Genomic DNA, 19,111 nt, shown 5'->3' with positions numbered 1-19,111 from the left:
GGAAACGCTGATGAATGCAAAAGTATGGCTGGTCGGTGCCGGCCCTGGTGACCCTGAACTGCTCACCCTCAAGGCAGTGCGTGCGTTGCAGCAAGCCGCCGTGGTCCTGGTCGACGACCTCGTCAACCCGGCAGTGCTCGAGCATTGCCCGCAGGCCCGGGTAATGACCGTGGGCAAGCGCGGTGGCTGCCGCTCTACACCGCAAGCGTTCATTCAGCGCCTGATGCTGCGCCACGCGCGACAGGGCCGTTGCGTGGTACGGCTCAAGGGCGGCGACCCTTGCATCTTCGGCCGTGGCGGTGAGGAGGCACTGTGGCTGCAGGGCCATGGCATCGAAGTGGAGGTGATCAATGGCATCACCGCCGGCCTGGCCGGGGCCACCCAATGCGGGATTCCCCTGACTTCACGGGGCGTGAGCCGAGGGGTGACGCTGGTGACGGCGCACACCCAGGACGATAGCGAGCTGAACTGGGCGGCCTTGGCTCAGGGCGGGACAACGCTGGTGGTCTACATGGGGGTGGCGCGGCTGGAACAGGTGCGCCAGGGATTGCTGGCGGGGGGTATGGCGCCGGGAATGCCGGTGGCGATGATCGAAAACGCCTCGCTGCCGCAGCAGCGGGAGTGCAGAAGCGATGTGCAGGGAATGGTGGAAGCTGCGCGGGCGTTTGGCTTGCGTAGCCCGGCAATCCTGGTGATTGGAGAGGTGGTGGGAGAGCAACAGGCTGTGGGGCGGATCGCAATCGCAGGCTAACAGCAGGAACAGCCTTCGAGGCCGGTTAAACCCCAGGCAAAGAAAAACCCGGCCGAGGCCGGGTTTTTCATGAAGCTTCAAACCAATTACTTGGCCTGGGCTTCTACCTGAGCTTCAACGCGACGGTTGACAGCACGGCCTTCTTCGGTGGCGTTGTCAGCAACCGGACGGGTTTCGCCGTAGCCAACCGAGTCAACACGGCTGGATTCTACGCCGTACTGCTGGGTCAGCACTTGCTTGACAGCGTTGGCACGACGCTCGGACAGCTTCTGGTTGTAAGCGTCTGGACCCACGGAGTCAGTGTGACCTTCAACCACGGTGGTGGTTTGTGGGTACTGCTTCATGAAGTCAGCCAGGTTTTTGATGTCGCCGTAGCTGTTAGGCTTGACGACCGACTTGTCGAAGTCGAACTTGACGTCCAGCTCAACGCGAACGACTTCGGCAACAGCCGGGCAGCCGTCGGCGTCAACGGTAACGTTGGCCGGGGTGTCTGGGCACTTGTCGACGTTGTCGCACACGCCGTCGTTGTCGGAGTCGGAGCAGACTTCAGCAACTGGAGCAGGAGCAGCTTCAGCTTGCTTCGGGCTACCGCCGAAGTTCAGGCCAACACCAACGCTCGGGGCCCACTCGGTGTCGCCCTGGTCGATGTTGTACTGAGCTTCTACGCCGGCACGGGCGTAAAACATGTCGGTGATGTACCACTTGGCGCCAGCGCCAACGTTGGCGAAGGTGGAGTGGTCACGACCGCCACGGCCGGTCTGGCCCAGCGACTGGTGCGAGAAACCAGCGGAAACGTACGGACGGATGGCGTCGTACGGGTTGTTGAAGTGGTAAACGGCGTCCAGGGCGGTGTTCGAGCCCTTGATGTTCTTGCCGTCTTCGCCACGAGCGTTGTGCACTTCGTCGTAGCCCAGACGCAGCTCAACGTCGTCGGTCAGGAAGTAACCGATCGAGCCGCCGAACAGGTTGCCGTCGTTCTTGAAGTCGCGCTGGCTGTCGAAGAATTCTTTCTTGTAGAAGATTTCAGTCTCGACGGCGCCTTGACCTTGTGCCATAGCGCCAATCGAAGTGGCGGCTACAAGCGAACCAATGGCCAAGCCCAAGGTGTTTTTCAATTTCATCCGTTAAATCCCCATCTGGTGATAGTTAAGCAGTCCCACCACAAACAAGAGGGACAACTCGACGGCGAGTCTAGCAGAACTCGCCGGTTCGTTAGAGATATTTGCACGCCACTAAGTTTCATCAAGGCCGGCAAATTTCTCCCGAAGCTTGTCTAGCGCGCGCTTGTAACGCATTTTCGTCGCGCTCAAGCCCATGTGCATGATGTCGGCAATTTCCTGGAACTCCAGCTCTGCGACAAAACGCAGCACCAGAATTTCCCGGTCAATCGGGTTCACATGCACCAGCCACTTGTCCAGCCCGCCTTTTTCTTCCGGCTTTGGAGCCTTGTCTTCGGACGCCTCTTCAACAGGGTCCAGACTCAAGGCATCCATCAACCGACGTTTGCGGCGCTCCTTGCGGTACTGGGTAATGCACTCGTTGTAGGTGATGCTGTAGAGCCAGGTCTTGAACTTCGACTTACCCTCGAAGTTTTTCAGCCCGTACAGCACTTTCAGCATCACTTCCTGACAGACATCGTCCGCGTCACGGTCGTTCCCCAGATAACGCGCACAGACGTTAAACAGGGTCCGTTGGTAGCGCCGCATGAGCTCTTCATAGGCGCGGGTAACGTGGTACAGCTCCTCATGCGAACGCGCCACCAACTCTTCGTCTGTGAGCTCGCGGGGGTCATAGCGCATGGGCGGCGAATGAACTTTATTCAAAACGGATCTGGCCGACAGTCAGGTCAATGTCGCCGCGCGACCCCGTGGGTCGAATTTCGCGGCGGCATACATTAACAGCTTTTGTGCGGTTAGCGGCTATTGACGCGCTGTTCAAGCAGCTCGCGGTTAGACAGCGACACCAGTTCGCCATCATCGGTCAGCAGCGTCGTCTTCACCGTACCGATCTCCTCGATATGCCCTTCGACCTCTCCAATCCGCACCTGCTGGCCGACTTGGTACAGCTCGCGCACGTAGATGCCGGCCAGGATCTGCCCGGCAATTTCGCGACTGCCAAGGCCCATGGCCAAGGCAACGGCCAGACCAACGGTAATCAGCCCGATAACGATGACGTGGTTCAGCAGGTCGGTTTTCACTTCAAGCTGGCTGATGGCCACCGAGATGCTGATGATGATCACAAGGCCTTGGGTGATACGCCCCAGACCCGCCGAGTATTCCAGGCCGATACCTTCGGCAGCGCCACGCACCAGGCCGTTGGCCACCTGCGCCAGCAGTACGCCGGCCAGCAGCACCAGGGCCGCGCCGAACACCTTGGGCAAGTACAGGGCGAGCATGTCGAGGGTTGCCGAAACCCGCTCAAGGCCCAGCGATTCGGCAGCCGAGACCAGGAAGATGAGCAGCACGAACCAATAGACGATCTTGCCGATCAGGGTCGAGATCGGCACCTGGATACCGCCGCGACCGAGCATTTTGGTGAGGCCGGTGCCGGCCATCAGGCGGTCCAGGCCAAATTTGGCCAACAGTTTGGACAGCAGCGTGTCGAGCAGCTTGGCCACCACGAAACCGAGCAGCACCACGACCAGCGCGCCGAACAGGTTGGGGATGAAGTTCGCTACCTTGGTCCAAAGGGCTGTCATCGCGGTGACCAGGCTCTGGGTCCAGAGATCGAGTTCCATATTCAATCGGCCTTATCTGCTTTGCTGCCGGGGGCAGCGTTGCGGGAAGAGTGTCGACGCACCGGCGCAACATGCGCCGAGCCATTGTTCACGGCAATCAGCAGCGCCTGGCTCCAGCGGCCAAGCAGGCTGAACAGATCACCCGCGCCAACCTGGCGGTTGGCGGTTTTCAGCACGCGACCCAGGCAAGCGGCGTCGTCCCGGTCGTCCCGGTCATTGCCGGAGGGTGACGCCTTGAGCAGGTCGCGCAGGGATTCTTCAAACGGATCGTGCATGGGCACCTCGCGCAGTGTCAGCAAGAGACGAGATGGCCGGGCGACGGGTCACACATCCTGTTGGCACGAAGGTTTCAAATTGCACAGCTATACCCACCGCAACCGCCGGAACAGCCACCACTGCCCCACGGCCAACCCCAGCACGACGATGCAGGCGAACAGGAAGCCCAAAGGGTTTTCCGCCCCGGGGATGCCGCCGACATTGATGCCCAGTAGCCCGGTGACAAAGCTCATGGGCAGGAAGATGCAGGTGATGATGCCAAAGCGGTACATGGTGCGGTTCATCCGCTCGCTACGCCGCCGGTCCTCGCTTTCCAGCACCAGCGCAGCGCGTTCGCGGGCCAGTTCCAGCTCTTCGAGGTAGCGGATCAGGCTGTTGTTGAGTTCATTCCAGTAATCGGCGTCGGCATTGGCGAACCAGCTCCATTTGCTGCGCGACAACTGCGCATAGATTTCCCGTTGCGGGGCGAGAAAGCGGCGCAAGCCAGCGGCACGGCGGCGGATCTGCTGCAAGCTGCCCTGCTCCGGGGCATACCGCTCGTCGGATTCGACCTTTTCTTCCTCCAGGTCGACGAGCTCGGCCAGGTCGCTGACCAGGCCCTGGACCTTTTCGGTCAGCAACTCGCCCATCAACAGCAACAGTTCCGAGGCCGATTTCGGCCCCCTGCCCTGTTCCAGCAGCTGGAGAATTTCATCGCTGGCGCGCAACGGCCGCAGGCGCAGCGAAATAACCCGCTGCGCCTCGGCGAAGATGCGTACCGAAACCATGTCTTCGGGCTCGGCACCCGGGTTGAGGTTGACCCCCCGCAGGAACAGCAACAGCTGTTCGTCCGCCATGGGCAGCAGGCGCGGCCGGGTGTTTTCTTCCAGCAGCAGCTCGCAGGCGAACTCGCTCAGGCCGCTGTCGTGCAGCAGCCAGGAACGGGTTTGCGGATGGCTGCGGTCCCAGTGCAGCCACAGGCTCTGCTCCGGTTGCAACTGCAGGTCGTCCAGTTCGGTACGGGCAATCGAGCGCGCGCCACCTTTGCCATCGAGCACCAGGGCATGCACCAGCCCCCACTGCGCGTTGTCTTCCTCGAACATCAAAGCTCCATCAGCGCGTGCGGCGCATTACTCCGGCATTTTCAGCGGTTTCGGCGAGACCAGCACGCCATTGTTGTCGGCATACACATACTCACCCGGGCGGAAGGTTACCCCGGCGAAGGTCACCACCACGTTGAGATCGCCAATACCCCGCTTGTCGGTCTTCATCGGGTGGCTGGCCAGGGCCTGCACACCAACGTCGGTCTGGATCAGCACGTCGACATCACGCACGCAGCCGTAGATCACCAAGCCTTCCCAACCGTTTTTTGCGGCTTTTTCGGCGAGCATGTCGCCGAGCAGCGCACGGCGCAGCGACCCACCGCCATCGACCACCAGCACTTTGCCCTTGCCGTCGAGTTCGACCTGCTCCTTGACCAGCGAATTGTCCTCGAAACACTTGATGGTAACGATCTGGCCACCGAACGAATCGCGGCCACCGAAATTGCTGAACATCGGTTCCAGCACTTGTACCAGGTCCGGGTAGGCGTCACACAGGTCGGGCGTTACGTAATGCTGCATGGGAAGCTCCTGTCAGTCACAACGAAAGCGGGTATCGGCCAAGGCTACACCTTGGAGGCTGTCGCAGTCATCCGGGACCGGGCAGTCATTTGTATTCATCCTGTCTCGGCCCTTCCACGCGTGACCCGTTCCTGCACAGGAACGCGCCGTTATCCAGGTGTAGGAGCGGGTTTACCCGCGAATACGGTGGCGGCGTCAACGGTGAACGGCGGGTGGAGATTGGCCAGCAGGGCCGGCCCTTTCGCGGGTAAACCCGCTCCTACACGCGGCCTGCGCCCAACGACCGACCTGTTTCCACCACCGATCCGGTGTAGGAGCGGGTTCACCCGCGAATACGGTGGCGGCGTCAACGGTGAACGGCCGGTGGAGATTGGCCAGCAGGCCCGGCCCTTTCGCGGGTAAACCCGCTCCTACACGACGGCCTGTGTCCACCCCCCGATGTGCGTCCACCACCAATCCGGTGTAGGAGCGGGTTTACCCGCGAATACGGTGGTGGCGGCAACGGTGAACGGCCGGTGGAAATTGGCCAGCAGGCCCGGCCCTTTCGCGGGTAAACCCGCCCCTACGACGGCCTGTGTCCAACCCCCGATGTGCGTCCACCACCAATCCGGTGTAGGAGCGGGTTTACCCGCGAAGCGGCCATGACAGGTACAGCAAACTCAGCTGGCAGGCACAGGTTCCGCAACGACAGTGGACGCATGCACCGGCAGCAGCGGGTTGCGCAGCCAGCGCTCCACCAGCGGCCACACCTGCACCTGCGCGGCCTTGCTCACCAGCATGTCGACATGCCCAAAGGCCTCGAAACCTTCTTCACGACCCAGCCGCAGGAACTGCTTGCGCTCGCCGCCCAACTGCTCGAACAGCTTGCGACAGGCCCACACCGGGTCCTGGAAGTCCCCTGCACCGGCCACTGCCAGCAGCGGTACATCCACTTCAGCCAGCCCTGCCCACCAATCGTGCTTCTTGTCGCCAAAACGCCCGAACAGGCCGTGCCAGCGCATGCTCTCCAGGGCGAGGCCTATCGGCTCGTCTTCAGGCCCACGCTTGAAACGTGGCCCGGATATCTGCCCCCAACGCTTGAGCACCAGCTTCGCGCCCCAAGCCAGCGGCGGCACTTTCAACGGCCAATAGACACGGCTGATCTGGGTACCGAACAGCGCCACGCTGGCCAACTGCTCGGCAGCCAGAAAACCACCGCCCAGCGCAGCTACCAGGGTGGTGCCACCCAGGGAATGGCCAACCCAGTGCGGCGCCTGGCCCGACTGCTCGCGCACGAACGCGTTGATCAACGGCAGGTCATCACGGGCGTAGGCGGCAACGCTGTTGTGCTTCCAGTCCTGGTTACGCGGCGACAGGCCGTGGCCTCGCATTTCCGGGATCCAGACATCGAAACCGGCGCGCGCAAGGTAGGCACCCAGGCCAACCCCTTTGGGCGAATACCAGAAGCGCCGATTGGAAAAACTGCCGTGCAGGAGAATGACCGGCACGCCTTGGGCCTGAACCTGGTCGGCCAGCCCTAGACGGGTGATGGCGAGCTCGACGCTGGGGTCCGGGCCATTACCGGCCTTGATCCGATACACGTCTTCGCTAAGATCGCCGCGGCGCTCGGCACTGAGCAGGGCCACGGGGAATAAAGTGCTGCTGCTTTGCATAAGGTTGCTTGGTGCACAAAAAAGGGCGGGGTCCATTGCTGGAGCTCGCCCTGGAAAAAACCAGGCAGGAGGGCGCCAGACGCCCCCCCGCGTTTACTGCATCAGGCCGCGCCTTGGCCTTCGGCCAGGAAGAACCAGGTCTCGAGTACCGAGTCCGGGTTCAGCGACACGCTTTCGATGCCCTGCTCCATCAGCCACTTGGCCAGGTCCGGGTGGTCCGATGGGCCTTGGCCGCAGATGCCGATGTACTTGCCAGCCTTGTTGCAGGCGGCAATGGCGTTGGCCAGCAGCTTCTTCACCGCAGGGTTACGCTCGTCGAACAGGTGGGCGATGATGCCCGAGTCACGGTCCAGGCCCAGGGTCAGCTGGGTCAGGTCGTTGGAGCCGATCGAGAAGCCGTCGAAGTATTCCAGGAACTCTTCGGCGAGGATGGCGTTGGACGGCAGTTCGCACATCATGATCACGCGCAGGCCGTTGTCGCCGCGGGCCAGGCCGTTTTCGGCGAGCAGGTCGACGACCTGGCTGGCTTCGCCCAAGGTACGCACGAACGGCACCATGATCTCGACGTTGGTCAGGCCCATCTCGTTGCGCACACGCTTCAGTGCACGGCACTCGAGCTCGAAGCAGTCACGGAACGATTCACTGATGTAACGCGAAGCACCGCGGAAGCCCAGCATCGGGTTTTCTTCTTCCGGCTCGTACAGCTTGCCACCGATCAGGTTGGCGTACTCGTTGGACTTGAAGTCCGACAGGCGCACGATGACCTTTTTCGGGTAGAAGGCCGCCGCCAGGGTGCTGATACCCTCGACCAGCTTCTCGACATAGAAGCCGACCGGGTCGTTGTAGCCGGCAATGCGCTTGTCGACGCTGTCTTTCAGGTCGGCAGGCAGGCCCGCATAGTTCAGCAGCGCCTTGGGGTGCACGCCGATCATGCGGTTGATGATGAACTCCAGGCGTGCCAGACCGACACCGGCGTTGGGCAGCTGGGCGAAGTCGAAGGCGCGGTCCGGGTTGCCGACGTTCATCATGATCTTGAACGGCAGTTCCGGCATGGCATCGACCGAGTTCTGCTTGATGTCGAAGCCCAGCTCGCCTTCGAAGATGAAGCCAGTATCGCCTTCGGCACAGGAAACGGTCACGCCCTGGCCATCTTTCAGTACCTGAGTAGCGTTGCCGCAACCGACTACCGCCGGGATACCCAGCTCACGCGCGATGATCGCCGCGTGGCAGGTACGGCCACCGCGGTTGGTGACGATGGCGCTGGCGCGCTTCATCACCGGTTCCCAGTCAGGGTCGGTCATGTCGGAGACCAGCACGTCGCCCGGCTGGACCTTGTCCATTTCCGATACGTCGTTGATGACGCGAACCTTGCCGGCGCCGATACGCTGGCCAATGGCACGGCCTTCGACCAGCACGGTGCCTTTCTCTTTGAGCAGGTAGCGTTCCATGACGTTGGCGCTGGAACGGCTCTTCACCGTTTCCGGGCGGGCCTGGACGATGTACAGCTTGCCGTCGTCACCGTCCTTGGCCCACTCGATGTCCATCGGGCGCTGGTAGTGCTGCTCGATGATCATGGCCTGCTTGGCCAGCTCGCTGACCTCGGCATCGGTCAGGCAGAAGCGTGCGCGCTCGGCGCGGTCGACTTCGACGGTCTTGACCGAACGGCCGGCCTTGGCTTCGTCGCCATAGACCATCTTGATCGCCTTGCTGCCCAGGTTGCGGCGCAGGATGGCCGGGCGGCCGGCCTGCAGGGTGTTCTTGTGCACGTAGAATTCGTCAGGGTTGACCGCACCCTGCACCACGGTTTCGCCCAGGCCATAGGCGCCAGTGATGAATACCACGTCGCGGAAGCCCGACTCGGTGTCGAGGGTGAACATGACGCCGGCGGTGCCGGTTTCGGAGCGGACCATGCGCTGCACACCGGCAGACAAGGCAACCAGCTTGTGATCGAAGCCCTGGTGCACGCGGTAGGCGATGGCGCGGTCGTTGAACAGCGAAGCGAACACTTCCTTGGCCGCGCGGATCACGTTATCGACGCCGCGGATGTTGAGGAAGGTTTCCTGCTGGCCGGCGAACGAGGCGTCCGGCAGGTCTTCAGCGGTAGCCGAAGAACGCACGGCAACGGCCATGTTGTCGTTGCCGGCGGCCATTTCGGCGAAGGCCGTACGGATTTCCGAATCCAGGCGTGGCGGGAATTCGGCTTCCATGACCCACTGGCGGATCTGCGCGCCGGTCTTGGTCAGGGCATTGATGTCGTCAACGTCCAGCGCGTCGAGCGCGGCGTGAATGCGGTCGTTCAGCCCACTCTGCTCGAGAAAGTCACGGTACGCCTGAGCCGTAGTGGCAAAGCCGCCCGGCACCGACACGCCGGCACCGGCGAGGTTACTGATCATCTCGCCCAGGGATGCGTTCTTGCCCCCCACATGCTCCACATCATGGACGCCGAGCTTATCGAGGGAAACTACGTACTCTACCAAGGTGATCTCTCCACTAACTGTGTTGGAAAAGCTCAAAAGGCGCCCGCCTGTCTTCTATGACTTGGCCGGGCGTTTGTGGCCTGTACCTGGAAAATAGGCGCTGCAAATGTGGCAGAATGTCGACAGCCGCATTCGGCAAACCGAACTTATCATATCCAAGAATCGCCATCAGCTTAAGGCCCAGATCGCAAATGAAACGAACCGCGTTCTTCATCTCCGACGGCACCGGTATCACTGCCGAAACCCTGGGCCAGAGTTTGCTCGCGCAATTCGAGAGCATTCCGTTCAACAAATTCACCCGTCCTTACATCGATTCGCCGGACAAAGCGCGGGCCATGGTCCAGCAAATCAACGCTGCGGCCGAGCGGGATGGGGTCCGCCCGATCATCTTCGACACCATTGTCAACCAGGACATCCGCGAGATCCTGGCGACGTCGAATGGCTTCATGATCGACATCTTTTCTTCGTTTTTATCCCCACTTGAGCAGGAATTGATCGCCCATTCGTCGTATTCCGTGGGCAAATCCCACTCGATTGGTGGCAATTCCAACTACATGGAACGCATCGAGGCGGTGAATTTCGCCCTGGATAACGACGATGGTGCACGCACCCACTACTACGACAAAGCCGACCTGATTCTGGTTGGCGTGTCGCGTTGCGGCAAAACCCCAACCTGCCTGTACATGGCCATGCAGTTCGGCATCCGTGCCGCCAATTACCCGCTGACCGAGGACGACATGGAGCGCCTGCAGCTGCCGGCGGTGCTGAAAAAGCACCACAGCAAGCTGTTCGGCCTGACCATCGACCCCGACCGCCTCACCGCCATCCGCCACGAACGCAAGCCCAACAGCCGCTATTCCAGCTTTGCCCAGTGCGAATTCGAAGTGCGTGAAGTGGAAAGCCTGTTCCGCAGGGAGAACATTCCCAATATCAATTCCACGCATTTTTCGGTGGAAGAGATTTCCGCCAAGATCCTGGTTGAAAAAGGCGTGGAGAGGCGGTTCAAGTAACGCCCCCCCTGTAGGAGCGGGTTTACCCGCGAATACGGTGGCGGCAGCGACAGTGAACGGCGGGTGGAAATTGGCCAGCAGGGCCGGCCTCTTCGCGGGTGAACCCGCTCCTACACGACGGGCTGTGTCCAACCCCCGATGTGTGTCCACCACCAATCTGTGTAGGAGCGGGTTCACCCGCGAAAGGGCCAGCCCAGGCATACAAAAAAGCCCCGGCATCACTACCGGGGCTTTGTTTTACCTCACCACAAGGCTCAGGACGGCACCACCGCCGCCTGCCCGCTCATGGCCAGGTCGACCAGCTCGCGGTTGGCCACCGCGTACATCGCATAGTCAGTGCCCGTGGCATTGCGCAGGTCGTCGAGCATGGCGCGCCAGCGCTCCACCATTCCCCGATGCTGCTCTGACCACAACGCCACGCGGGCATCCATGTCTTCCGGTGCATCGACCATCTGCAGGACCGAAATGGTGATCGCCCGCTGCTGCAAGTCGATATCGTCGCGGAATGCCTCGCGGGCCAGCGCCTGCCAGTTGTTTTCCACCGGCAGGTTGCTGATTTCCTGCAAGTACCAGGTCAGGTCCAGCGCGCTGCCCACGGCGAAGAATGCCTTGGCCACCTGCGCGGGCTCATGGCCGGTCACGTCGGCCGCTTCAATGATCGGCAGCAGGGTGTACAGGTGGCTGGTACCCGCCACCATACGCGCCAGCAACTCCGGCACACCGGCGTCGACAAAGCCCTGGTAGCGGACCATCCAGCGTTCGCGGGTAGGGCCTTCGAGCAGCTCATCCAGCTTCAGACCCAGCTGCGCGATCTTCGGCCCGAAGTGCGCGGTATCGCGCCCGGCGTCCTGTTCGTTACGGCGGCTTCGCAGGAACCAGCGGGTGGCACGGCGGCCCAGGCGCATCAGCTCGTCCATCAGGGTGAGCTGGATTTCCGCCGGCACCTGATAGTCCAGCGCCTCGATCTGGCGGAACCAGTGCGGCAGGTGGAAGATGTCGCGCACGATCACATAGGCCCCGGCCACGTTGGCCGGGCTCATGCCGGTCGACTCCTTCAGGCGCTGGACGAAGGTGATACCCATGTTGTTGACCAGGTCGTTGGCGATCTGGGTGCTGACGATTTCGCGCTTCAGGCGGTGGCGGCGCATGGCCTCGGCGAACTTGCTGACCAGGGACGGCGGGAAAGCGGTGTCCATGTCACGGGTCAGGTAGTCGTCGTCCGGTACCAGCGACTTGAGCAGTTGCTCCTTGAGGTCGATCTTGCTGTACGAGATCAGCACGGACAGCTCGGCGCGGGTCAGGCCCTGGCCGGCAGCCAGGCGTTCGGCCAACTGCTCTTCGGACGGCAGGAACTCGATGGCACGGTCCAGCTTGCCCCGCGCCTCGAGGTCGGCCATCAGGCGCTTGTATTCGGCAATCCGCTCGCGGGCGCGGCGGGCGGCCAGCGACAGCGCCTGGGTCTGCTTGTAGTTGTTGCCCAGCACCAGCCCGGCCACTTCGTCGGTCATGCTGCCCAGCAGCTGGTTGCGCTGCTTCTCGGTCATGTCGCCACCCTGCACCACTTCGTTGAGCAGGATCTTGATGTTGACCTCGTGGTCGGAGCAGTCCACGCCGCCGGCGTTGTCGATGAAGTCGGTGTTGGTGGCGCCGCCGTTCAGGCCGAACTCGACGCGGCCGAGCTGGGTCATGCCCAGGTTGCCGCCCTCGCCCACTACCTTGCAGCGCAGTTCGTTACCGTTGACCCGCAGCGCATCGTTGGCCTTGTCGCCGACATCGGCGTGGCTTTCAGTGCTGGCCTTCACGTAGGTACCGATACCGCCGTTCCACAGCAAGTCCACCGGGGCCTTGAGCAGCGCGTTAAGCAGCTCGGTCGGGGTCAGGCGGTCGGCTTCTATGGCGAAGCGCTCTTTCATCTGCGGGCTGATGGCGATGCTCTTGGCACTGCGCGGGAAGATCCCGCCGCCTTCGGACATGATGCTGGTGTCGTAGTCGCTCCAGGCCGAACGCGGCAGGTCGAACAGGCGCTTGCGCTCGGCAAAGCTGGTGGCAGGGTCGGGATTGGGGTCGATGAAGATATGCAGGTGGTTGAACGCGGCCACCAGTTGCAGCTTGTCGGACATCAGCAGGCCATTGCCGAACACGTCACCGGCCATATCGCCCACACCAATGACGGTGATCGGGTCTTCCTGCACGTTGATGCCACGCTCGCGGAAGTGACGCTGCACGCCCACCCAGGCGCCGCGCGCGGTAATGCCCATCTTCTTGTGGTCGTAACCGGCCGAGCCGCCCGAGGCAAAGGCATCGCCAAGCCAGAAGCCGTAGTCGATGGCAATGCCGTTGGCAATGTCGGAGAAGGTCGCGGTGCCTTTGTCGGCCGCTACCACCAGGTACGGGTCGTCATCGTCATGACGCACCACGTTGGCCGGCGGCACCACGCCACCGTCCTTGAGGTTGTCGGTGATGTCGAGCAGGCCGGAAATGAAGATGCGGTAGCACGCCACGCCTTCGGCGGCGATCTCGTCACGGCTGCCGCCCAGCGGCAGGCGACGCGGCAGGAAACCACCCTTGGCGCCGACCGGCACGATGACCGAGTTCTTCACCTGCTGGGCTTTCACCAGCCCCAGCACTTCGGTACGGAAGTCCTCTTCGCGGTCGGACCAGCGCAGGCCACCACGGGCAACGTTGCCAAAGCGCAGGTGCACGCCCTCGACCCGAGGCGAATAGACGAATATCTCGAACTTTGGCACCGGCTTGGGCAATTCGGGGATCAGCTTGGGGTTGAACTTGAAGCTGAAGTACGACTTGTTCTGGCCGTTTGCGTCAGGCTGGTAGAAGTTGGTACGCAGGGTGGCCTTGATCAGGTCCAGGTAGCGCCGCAGGATGCGGTCTTCGTTGAGCACTTGCACGTCGTCCAGCGCAGTCAGAATGGCCTGTTCCAGGCGCTGCTGCTTGTCGTCAAGGTCGTCCTGGGTGAGCTTGCGCGCCAGGTAGAAGCGGGTCTTGAACAACCGGGTCAGCTCACGAGCGATGTCGGTGTGGTTGTTCAGGGTGCTGGCGATGTAGCCCAGATCGAAGCCCAGACGGATCTGTTTCAGGTAACGGGCGTAGGCACGCAGCAAGGCCACGTCGCGCCACGGCAGGCCGGCGGTGAGCACCAGGCGGTTGAAGGCGTCGTTCTCGGCGTCACCCCGGACGATGTGGATGAAAGCGTCCTGCAAGGTATCGTTGAGCTGCTGGATATCCAGGCTCAGGCCTTCGCTGTAGGTGAAGGCGAAGTCGTGGATCCAGTATTCGCGGCCATTGGCATGGCGCAGGCGATACGGGAACTCGCCGAGCACGCGCAGGCCGAGGTTTTCCAGAATCGGCAGCACGTCGGACAGCGCCAGCGGGGTGTCGGCGTGGTACAGCTTGCAGTGCAGGATGCGCTCACCCACCTGGGTCAACGGCTGGTAGAAGCTCATGGCCAGCGGCTTGCTTTCCGACAGGTTCAGCACATGCTGCAGGTCGACCACCGCCGAGTGCGCGGCGAAGCGTTCGCGGTAACCGGCCGGGAAGCCTTTGGGGAAATCGGCGAGGATGTTGGTGCCCTGGGCTTCGCCGAAGTTCTCCACCACCAGTGCCGAGTAGTCGTCATGCCACGAGCGGCAGGCCTGGATGACTTCGCGTTCCAGCTGCTGCGGGTCGATGTCGATACGGTTCTTGGGGTCGACCCGCAGGATCAGTTGCACACGGGCCAGTACCGATTCGGAGAAGAAGGTCCAGAACTCGCAGTCGCTGGCCTTCAGGCGCTCCATCAGCACCTGCTGGATCTTCTGCCGCACTTCGGTGGAATAGATTTCCCGCGGGACGTAGGCCAGGCAGTAGCAGAAGCGGCCGTACGGGTCTTTACGCAGGAACACGCGGATCTTGTTGCGCTCCTGGATCTGCACGATTGCCATGACCGTGCTGAACAGCTCGTCGATCGGCGTCTGGAACAGGTCGTCGCGCGGCAGCACTTCCAGCACCTGGGCCAGTTCCTTGCCCAGGTGGGCCTTGGGATCAAAGCCCGAACGGCGCTCGACTTCGGCCACCTTCACGCGGATGTACGGAATGGCATGCACGCTTTCGCCATACACCGACGAGGTGTACAGCCCCATGAAGCGGTGCTCCTTGATGACCTTGCCGTCGGCGTCCAGCTGGCGGATCGACACGTAGTCCGGGTAGGCCGGGCGGTGCACGCGGCTGGGCAGCGCGGCCTTGGCGAACGACAGCAGCAGCGGCTCGTTGAGGTAGGCCACAGCGTAGTCTTCGATGCGCAGCTCTTCTGCCGTCAAGCCCACACGCAGGCGGCGCGGCAGGCCGAGGAACGACTGCTCGTCGTAGACCATCTGGCCGCCATCGGCGCCGCCCTTGACGGTGAATTCTTCATAGCCCAGGAAGGTGAAGTGGTTATCCAGCAGCCATTCGAGGAAGGCCTTGACTTCGTCCTTCTCGTTTTGGGCGGGGCCAAAGGCGGTTTGCTCCACCTGCGCTACCACTTCACGCAGCTTGGCCTTCATCGGGTCGAAGTCGGCCACCACCACCCGTACCTCGGCCAGCACCTGCTCGATCTCGCGGGTCAGCACCGTCAGCTCGGCGGCATTGGCGCAGCGGTCGATCTCCAGGTACATCAATGACTCGTAGCGCACGCCCTCGCCCTGGGTTCCCTTGGGCAGCAGCTCCAAGAGCTCGCCCTTGGCGCCACGGCGCACACTGAGCACGGTGGTTTGCAGGGTGTGGATGCTGTAGCCACGGCGGTTGAGCTCGGTGCGCACCGAGTCGACCAGGAACGGCAAGTCATGGTGCAACACTTCGACCACGGTATGGGTCGACTGCCAGCCATTGCGTTCGTAATCAGGGTTGTACACCCGCACTTGCGGGTATTCGGGGTCGAAACGCTCGATGATGCGCCAGGCTGACAGGGTGCAGCCGGCCAGGTCGGAAAGCCTGCGCTGGGTGAGTTCGTCCAGAGAGATGATGCCGAAGAACTGCTCGGCGAACAGCGCCACTTGTGGCAGGGACTGCTCGCTGATGTGCTGCGCCAGGGCCGCTTGCAGTTGGTGCTGGAAGTCGGCTTTGCTGGCTGCGGTGAAGAACGCCATCTGTGGTACTCCGCTTGGGCTTTGTAATAATTGAAGCGTCGCTGCGTGCGCCGTGTACGGATCAACGATAGCCAACCCGTGGCATGACGGACGGTAAAAACCAGACGTTGAACGTGCGCAGGCACGCCCAGGGCTCGCCGAAGCTTAACGACTGATCGGTCATCTACGCTTGCAGCGCTGCGACAATTTCGGTCAAGGGGCGGTAACTTTACGTTTATGCCTGTACGCAAGACTGTCAGAATTCCCTTCCGTTTCCTTTGACCCGAGCCTGCTCATGCAAATCAACACCGCCCTGCTGTTCGCCACCCCTTGCGATGACGAGGAAGACAACATGGCGACCCTGTGCTGCCACAGCGACAAGGGTCAGATGTTCCTGCTTACCCGTTACCCGGACGAGGACACCGTCGACCTGACGCTGGATGACGAGCCGTCGACGCTGGATGGCCTTAAAGTGACCCTGAGCGCCAAGCGCCTGCTGATCGAAGTGGCGGCCGGCGACCGGGACGCGCTGAAGGGGGATGAAGTACTGGAAATCAACCTGACCAGCGATTTGAGTGACATGGATGAAGTGAAGGAAACCCTGGAGAACATCCTGGCCGGTACTGGAACCTTGGTCTGCGAGCTTTGAACCCTGCCCCTGCCTAGTGGGAGCGCGGTCCCTGTGGGAGCAACTGTCTTGCTCAATTTCTAAAAGCTGGCGCGATCCCTGTGGGAGCGGCCTTGCGTCGCGAAAGGGCCGCGCAGCGGCCCCAGGATCTCGACATCATGCATAGATTGCTGGGGCCGCTTTGCGGCCCTATCGCGACACAAGGCCGCCCCTACACTGATCAGTCCAGCGCCTGCTGCATCTCTTTGGCCTGCACCCGCAACGCCTCGCAAAACGGCTCCACCGCTGCCGATGCTGGCCGATGGTCCGGGCGTATCAGCATTACCTGATAGGGCACCGAAACCCGTAACCTGCGGATCGGCAACCCGCCTTGCGCCGCCTCCAGCCCGCTCAGCGGGTTGATGATCGCCACCCCCAGGCCTTGCCTGACCATGGCGCACACCGAAGCGGCACTGGTGGTCTCGATGACCGTGCGGCGGTTAACCCCGGCCGCACGAAAGTGCTGATCCAGACGCTGGCGGTAGGTATCCAGGCTGGCCAGGTTGATGAAATCGACCTCATGGAAATCACTCAGCTCCAGTTCAGCCTTCACCTGCAGCGGGTGATGCTCGGGCAACACGCACACCATGTTGGCACTGAACAGCAATTCACCATACGCGCCGCGCGGTATCTGTTCGACTTCAGTCAGGCCAAGGTCATGCTGCTGGGCAACCAGTGACTCCTCCAGCAACGGCGACTCCTGCGCCAGAATGCTCACGCTCACGCCACTGTGCTGCTGGTGAAAGCGCTGGCAAGCCTTGGGCAACAAGGTTTGCGAGAACAGCGGCAGGCAGGTGATGGCCAGCCGGCCCTGCTCGAAGTTGCGGATGGCCTGCGCAAAGCGATCGATCCGCTCCAGCCCGACGTAGGCCCGCTCGACCTCTTCGATCAACAGCAGCGCCTGGGCCGTCGCCACCAGGCGCCCGCCCTCGCGCTCGAACAGGTTCAGGCCAGTCACCTGCTCCAGCCGCGCCAGTTCGCGGCTGACGGTCGGCTGCGAGGTGAACAGCAGGCGCGCCGCACCCGTGACACTGCCAGCGGCCATGATGGCGCGGAACACTTCGATGTGGCGGACGGACAGTTTCACGGCAGCACCCAGTGAGTCGACAATGGGTATATCAGATATGAATGACTGGCAGAAAAATAGCTATTTTTCTGAATTCCCGCTTTGATTCATCCTCGTGGCCTTCCTTATACGAGTAACGCCACCATGACCGCACCCTTCACCCTTCTGGCCGAGGCGGTTCGCCAGCACGGCTCGCCGCTTTGGGCGTACGACGCCAGCACCATCGCCGAGCGTGTCGAGCAGTTGAACGTATTCGACACCGTGCGCTTCGCCCAGAAAGCCAACCCCAACCTGCATGTGCTACGCCTGATGCGCGCCCATGGCCTGGTGCTGGACGCCGTGTCGCTGGGTGAAATGGAGCGGGCCTTCGCTGCGGGTGCGAGCGTTGACGGTGACCCTGCCGGCGTGGTGCTGACCTGCGACGCGCTGGACCGGCCAACCCTGGAGCGAGTGGTGGCAGAGAAGATCGAAGTCAACGCCGGCTCCATCGACATGCTGCGCCAACTGGGTGAACGCTCGCCCGGCCACCGCGTGTGGATCCGCATCAACCCGGGCTTCGGCCATGGCCACAGCCGCAAGACCAATACCGGCGGCGAAAACAGCAAGCATGGCATCTGGCACGAAGAGCTGGACGAGGCGCTGGCGTGCATCAAGGCCCATGGCCTGCACTTGGTGGGCGTGCACATGCACATTGGTTCCGGGGTGGACTACCAGCACCTGGAACAGGTGGCCCGCTCGATGATCGAGCTGATCGGCCGTCTGGGCGTGGACATCGAGGCGTTCTCCATCGGCGGCGGGCTTTCCACCCCTTACCGCAGCACCGACAAACCGGTCGACCTGCAGCGTTATGCGCAGACCTGGGCGGTGGCGCGCAAGGAGATCGAAACGATGCTCGGCCACCCGGTGCGCATGGAGATCGAACCCGGACGCTTCCTGGTGGCGGAGTCGGGCTACCTGGTGGCCGAAGTCCGTGCCGTGAAACAGGTGGGGCGCAATACCTTCGTCATGATCGACGCCGGCTTCAACGACCTGATGCGCCCGGCGATGTACGGCGCTTACCACGGCATGACCCTGCTCGATGCCGATGGCCAGGCAGTAGATCGCCCGCGCCAGCCGACCGTGGTGGCCGGGCCGTTGTGTGAATCGGGTGACGTGTTCACCCAGGATGACCAGGCACTGACCCCGCAGGACCTGCCTCAGGCACAGGTGGGCGACCTGCTGGTGATCCACGATGCCGGGGCCTATGGCGCGTCGATGTCGTCGAACTACAACAGCCGGCCGCTGCTGCCGGAGTTCCTGATCGAGAACGGTGCCCTGCGGATGATCCGCCGGCGGCAGACGGTGCAGGACCTGCTGAGCCTGGAGGCGGATTTCTAAAGATCGCCCCTGGGCGTGCACACCCTTTTGCGGGCACGCCCGCTTCCAACTGACCTTCACCTCCAGGTTCATCCCCCGGCACGCTCAAGCCGGGTGCGATCGGGCCGCTTTGCGGCCCTGTCTCGATGCGGCACCGTATTAAAAAAAGCGACCAGGGTGGCTCTGCACCCGATAGCCATGGCGCAACGAGAGGCAGGTGGGTTGACGTGAAAGGCGACGAAAAGCCTGCCAACGTCAACGATACCGCTTAATCAGAAATTTCCTACGCACCTATCGGAAGCGCAACGCTCCTTTGAGAAGTGATTCCTCGCTAGTGTCCAGCCTCGGGTCGAATGCAACGCTTGCATGCATTTGATGATCATCCCTGCTCGCTGGAGCTATACATGGATTCGTTGAAA

At 62.2% G+C, this 19,111-nt stretch carries 14 protein-coding genes; 4 read left to right on the top strand and 10 right to left on the bottom strand.

Annotated features, from left to right (window positions below):
* The first annotated feature begins 10 nt into the window (after positions 1 to 10).
* Positions 11 to 751 (top strand): uroporphyrinogen-III C-methyltransferase, encoded by a 741-nt coding sequence (cobA, locus tag N5D53_RS20720; RefSeq protein ID WP_279840722.1) that lies wholly within the window; start codon positions 11 to 13, stop codon positions 749 to 751.
* 86 nt (positions 752 to 837) lie between these two features.
* Here cobA and N5D53_RS20715 read toward each other — a convergent pair whose 3' ends face one another.
* From N5D53_RS20715 to ppsA, 8 genes are all read right to left on the bottom strand, one after another.
* Complete coding sequence (locus tag N5D53_RS20715) at positions 838 to 1,872, bottom strand: OmpA family protein (RefSeq protein ID WP_010953090.1); 1,035 nt, start codon at positions 1,870 to 1,872, stop codon at positions 838 to 840.
* A gap of 111 nt (positions 1,873 to 1,983) precedes the next feature.
* Positions 1,984 to 2,550, bottom strand: a complete 567-nt coding sequence (sigX, locus tag N5D53_RS20710; protein ID WP_003248665.1) for an RNA polymerase sigma factor SigX — start codon at positions 2,548 to 2,550, stop codon at positions 1,984 to 1,986.
* A gap of 113 nt (positions 2,551 to 2,663) precedes the next feature.
* Positions 2,664 to 3,488, bottom strand: a complete 825-nt coding sequence (locus N5D53_RS20705; RefSeq protein WP_003248659.1) for a mechanosensitive ion channel domain-containing protein — start codon at positions 3,486 to 3,488, stop codon at positions 2,664 to 2,666.
* Positions 3,489 to 3,490: 2 nt separating this feature from the next.
* Positions 3,491 to 3,763 carry a hypothetical protein gene (locus N5D53_RS20700; protein ID WP_003248657.1) on the bottom strand — a complete coding sequence of 91 codons (273 nt, stop codon included), beginning with the start codon at positions 3,761 to 3,763 and terminating at the stop codon, positions 3,491 to 3,493.
* 87 nt (positions 3,764 to 3,850) lie between these two features.
* Entirely contained in the window at positions 3,851 to 4,846 is a 996-nt protein-coding gene (locus tag N5D53_RS20695; protein ID WP_003248655.1) for a zinc transporter ZntB, read from the bottom strand.
* 27 nt (positions 4,847 to 4,873) lie between these two features.
* On the bottom strand, positions 4,874 to 5,365 hold the full coding sequence (gene rraA / locus N5D53_RS20690; RefSeq protein ID WP_010953085.1) for a ribonuclease E activity regulator RraA: 492 nt from the start codon (positions 5,363 to 5,365) through the stop codon (positions 4,874 to 4,876).
* Positions 5,366 to 6,024: 659 nt separating this feature from the next.
* Positions 6,025 to 7,017 (bottom strand): alpha/beta fold hydrolase, encoded by a 993-nt coding sequence (locus N5D53_RS20685; protein WP_223843611.1) that lies wholly within the window; start codon positions 7,015 to 7,017, stop codon positions 6,025 to 6,027.
* 101 nt (positions 7,018 to 7,118) lie between these two features.
* Positions 7,119 to 9,494, bottom strand: coding sequence for a phosphoenolpyruvate synthase (gene ppsA / locus N5D53_RS20680; protein ID WP_019752139.1), 2,376 nt, complete (start codon positions 9,492 to 9,494; stop codon positions 7,119 to 7,121).
* Positions 9,495 to 9,685: 191 nt separating this feature from the next.
* On the opposite strand from ppsA, the gene N5D53_RS20675 reads away from it, so the two are divergent.
* Complete coding sequence (locus N5D53_RS20675) at positions 9,686 to 10,504, top strand: pyruvate, water dikinase regulatory protein (protein ID WP_003248634.1); 819 nt, start codon at positions 9,686 to 9,688, stop codon at positions 10,502 to 10,504.
* Positions 10,505 to 10,758: 254 nt separating this feature from the next.
* On the opposite strand, the gene N5D53_RS20670 is transcribed toward N5D53_RS20675, so the two are convergent.
* A complete protein-coding gene (locus N5D53_RS20670) occupies positions 10,759 to 15,624 on the bottom strand; it encodes an NAD-glutamate dehydrogenase (protein WP_104962228.1) in 4,866 nt (1,621 codons plus the stop codon).
* A 274-nt stretch (positions 15,625 to 15,898) separates the two neighbouring features.
* Here N5D53_RS20670 and N5D53_RS20665 point away from each other — a divergent pair, with 274 nt between their 5' ends.
* A complete protein-coding gene (locus N5D53_RS20665) occupies positions 15,899 to 16,252 on the top strand; it encodes a hypothetical protein (RefSeq protein ID WP_020192899.1) in 354 nt (117 codons plus the stop codon).
* Between the two features lie 199 nt (positions 16,253 to 16,451).
* Here the strand turns inward: N5D53_RS20665 and N5D53_RS20660 are convergent, their stop codons facing one another.
* Positions 16,452 to 17,357: a LysR family transcriptional regulator gene (locus N5D53_RS20660; protein ID WP_014591822.1), complete on the bottom strand. Its 906-nt coding sequence runs from the start codon at positions 17,355 to 17,357 to the stop codon at positions 16,452 to 16,454.
* 123 nt (positions 17,358 to 17,480) lie between these two features.
* On the opposite strand from N5D53_RS20660, the gene lysA reads away from it, so the two are divergent.
* Positions 17,481 to 18,713, top strand: a complete 1,233-nt coding sequence (gene lysA / locus N5D53_RS20655; RefSeq protein ID WP_104962229.1) for a diaminopimelate decarboxylase — start codon at positions 17,481 to 17,483, stop codon at positions 18,711 to 18,713.
* The last annotated feature ends 398 nt before the right edge of the window (positions 18,714 to 19,111 follow it).

Source organism: Pseudomonas sp. GD03862, from assembly GCF_029840855.1.
Lineage (GTDB): Bacteria > Pseudomonadota > Gammaproteobacteria > Pseudomonadales > Pseudomonadaceae > Aquipseudomonas > Aquipseudomonas alloputida.
This window is presented reverse-complemented; position numbering and strand designations above follow the sequence as displayed.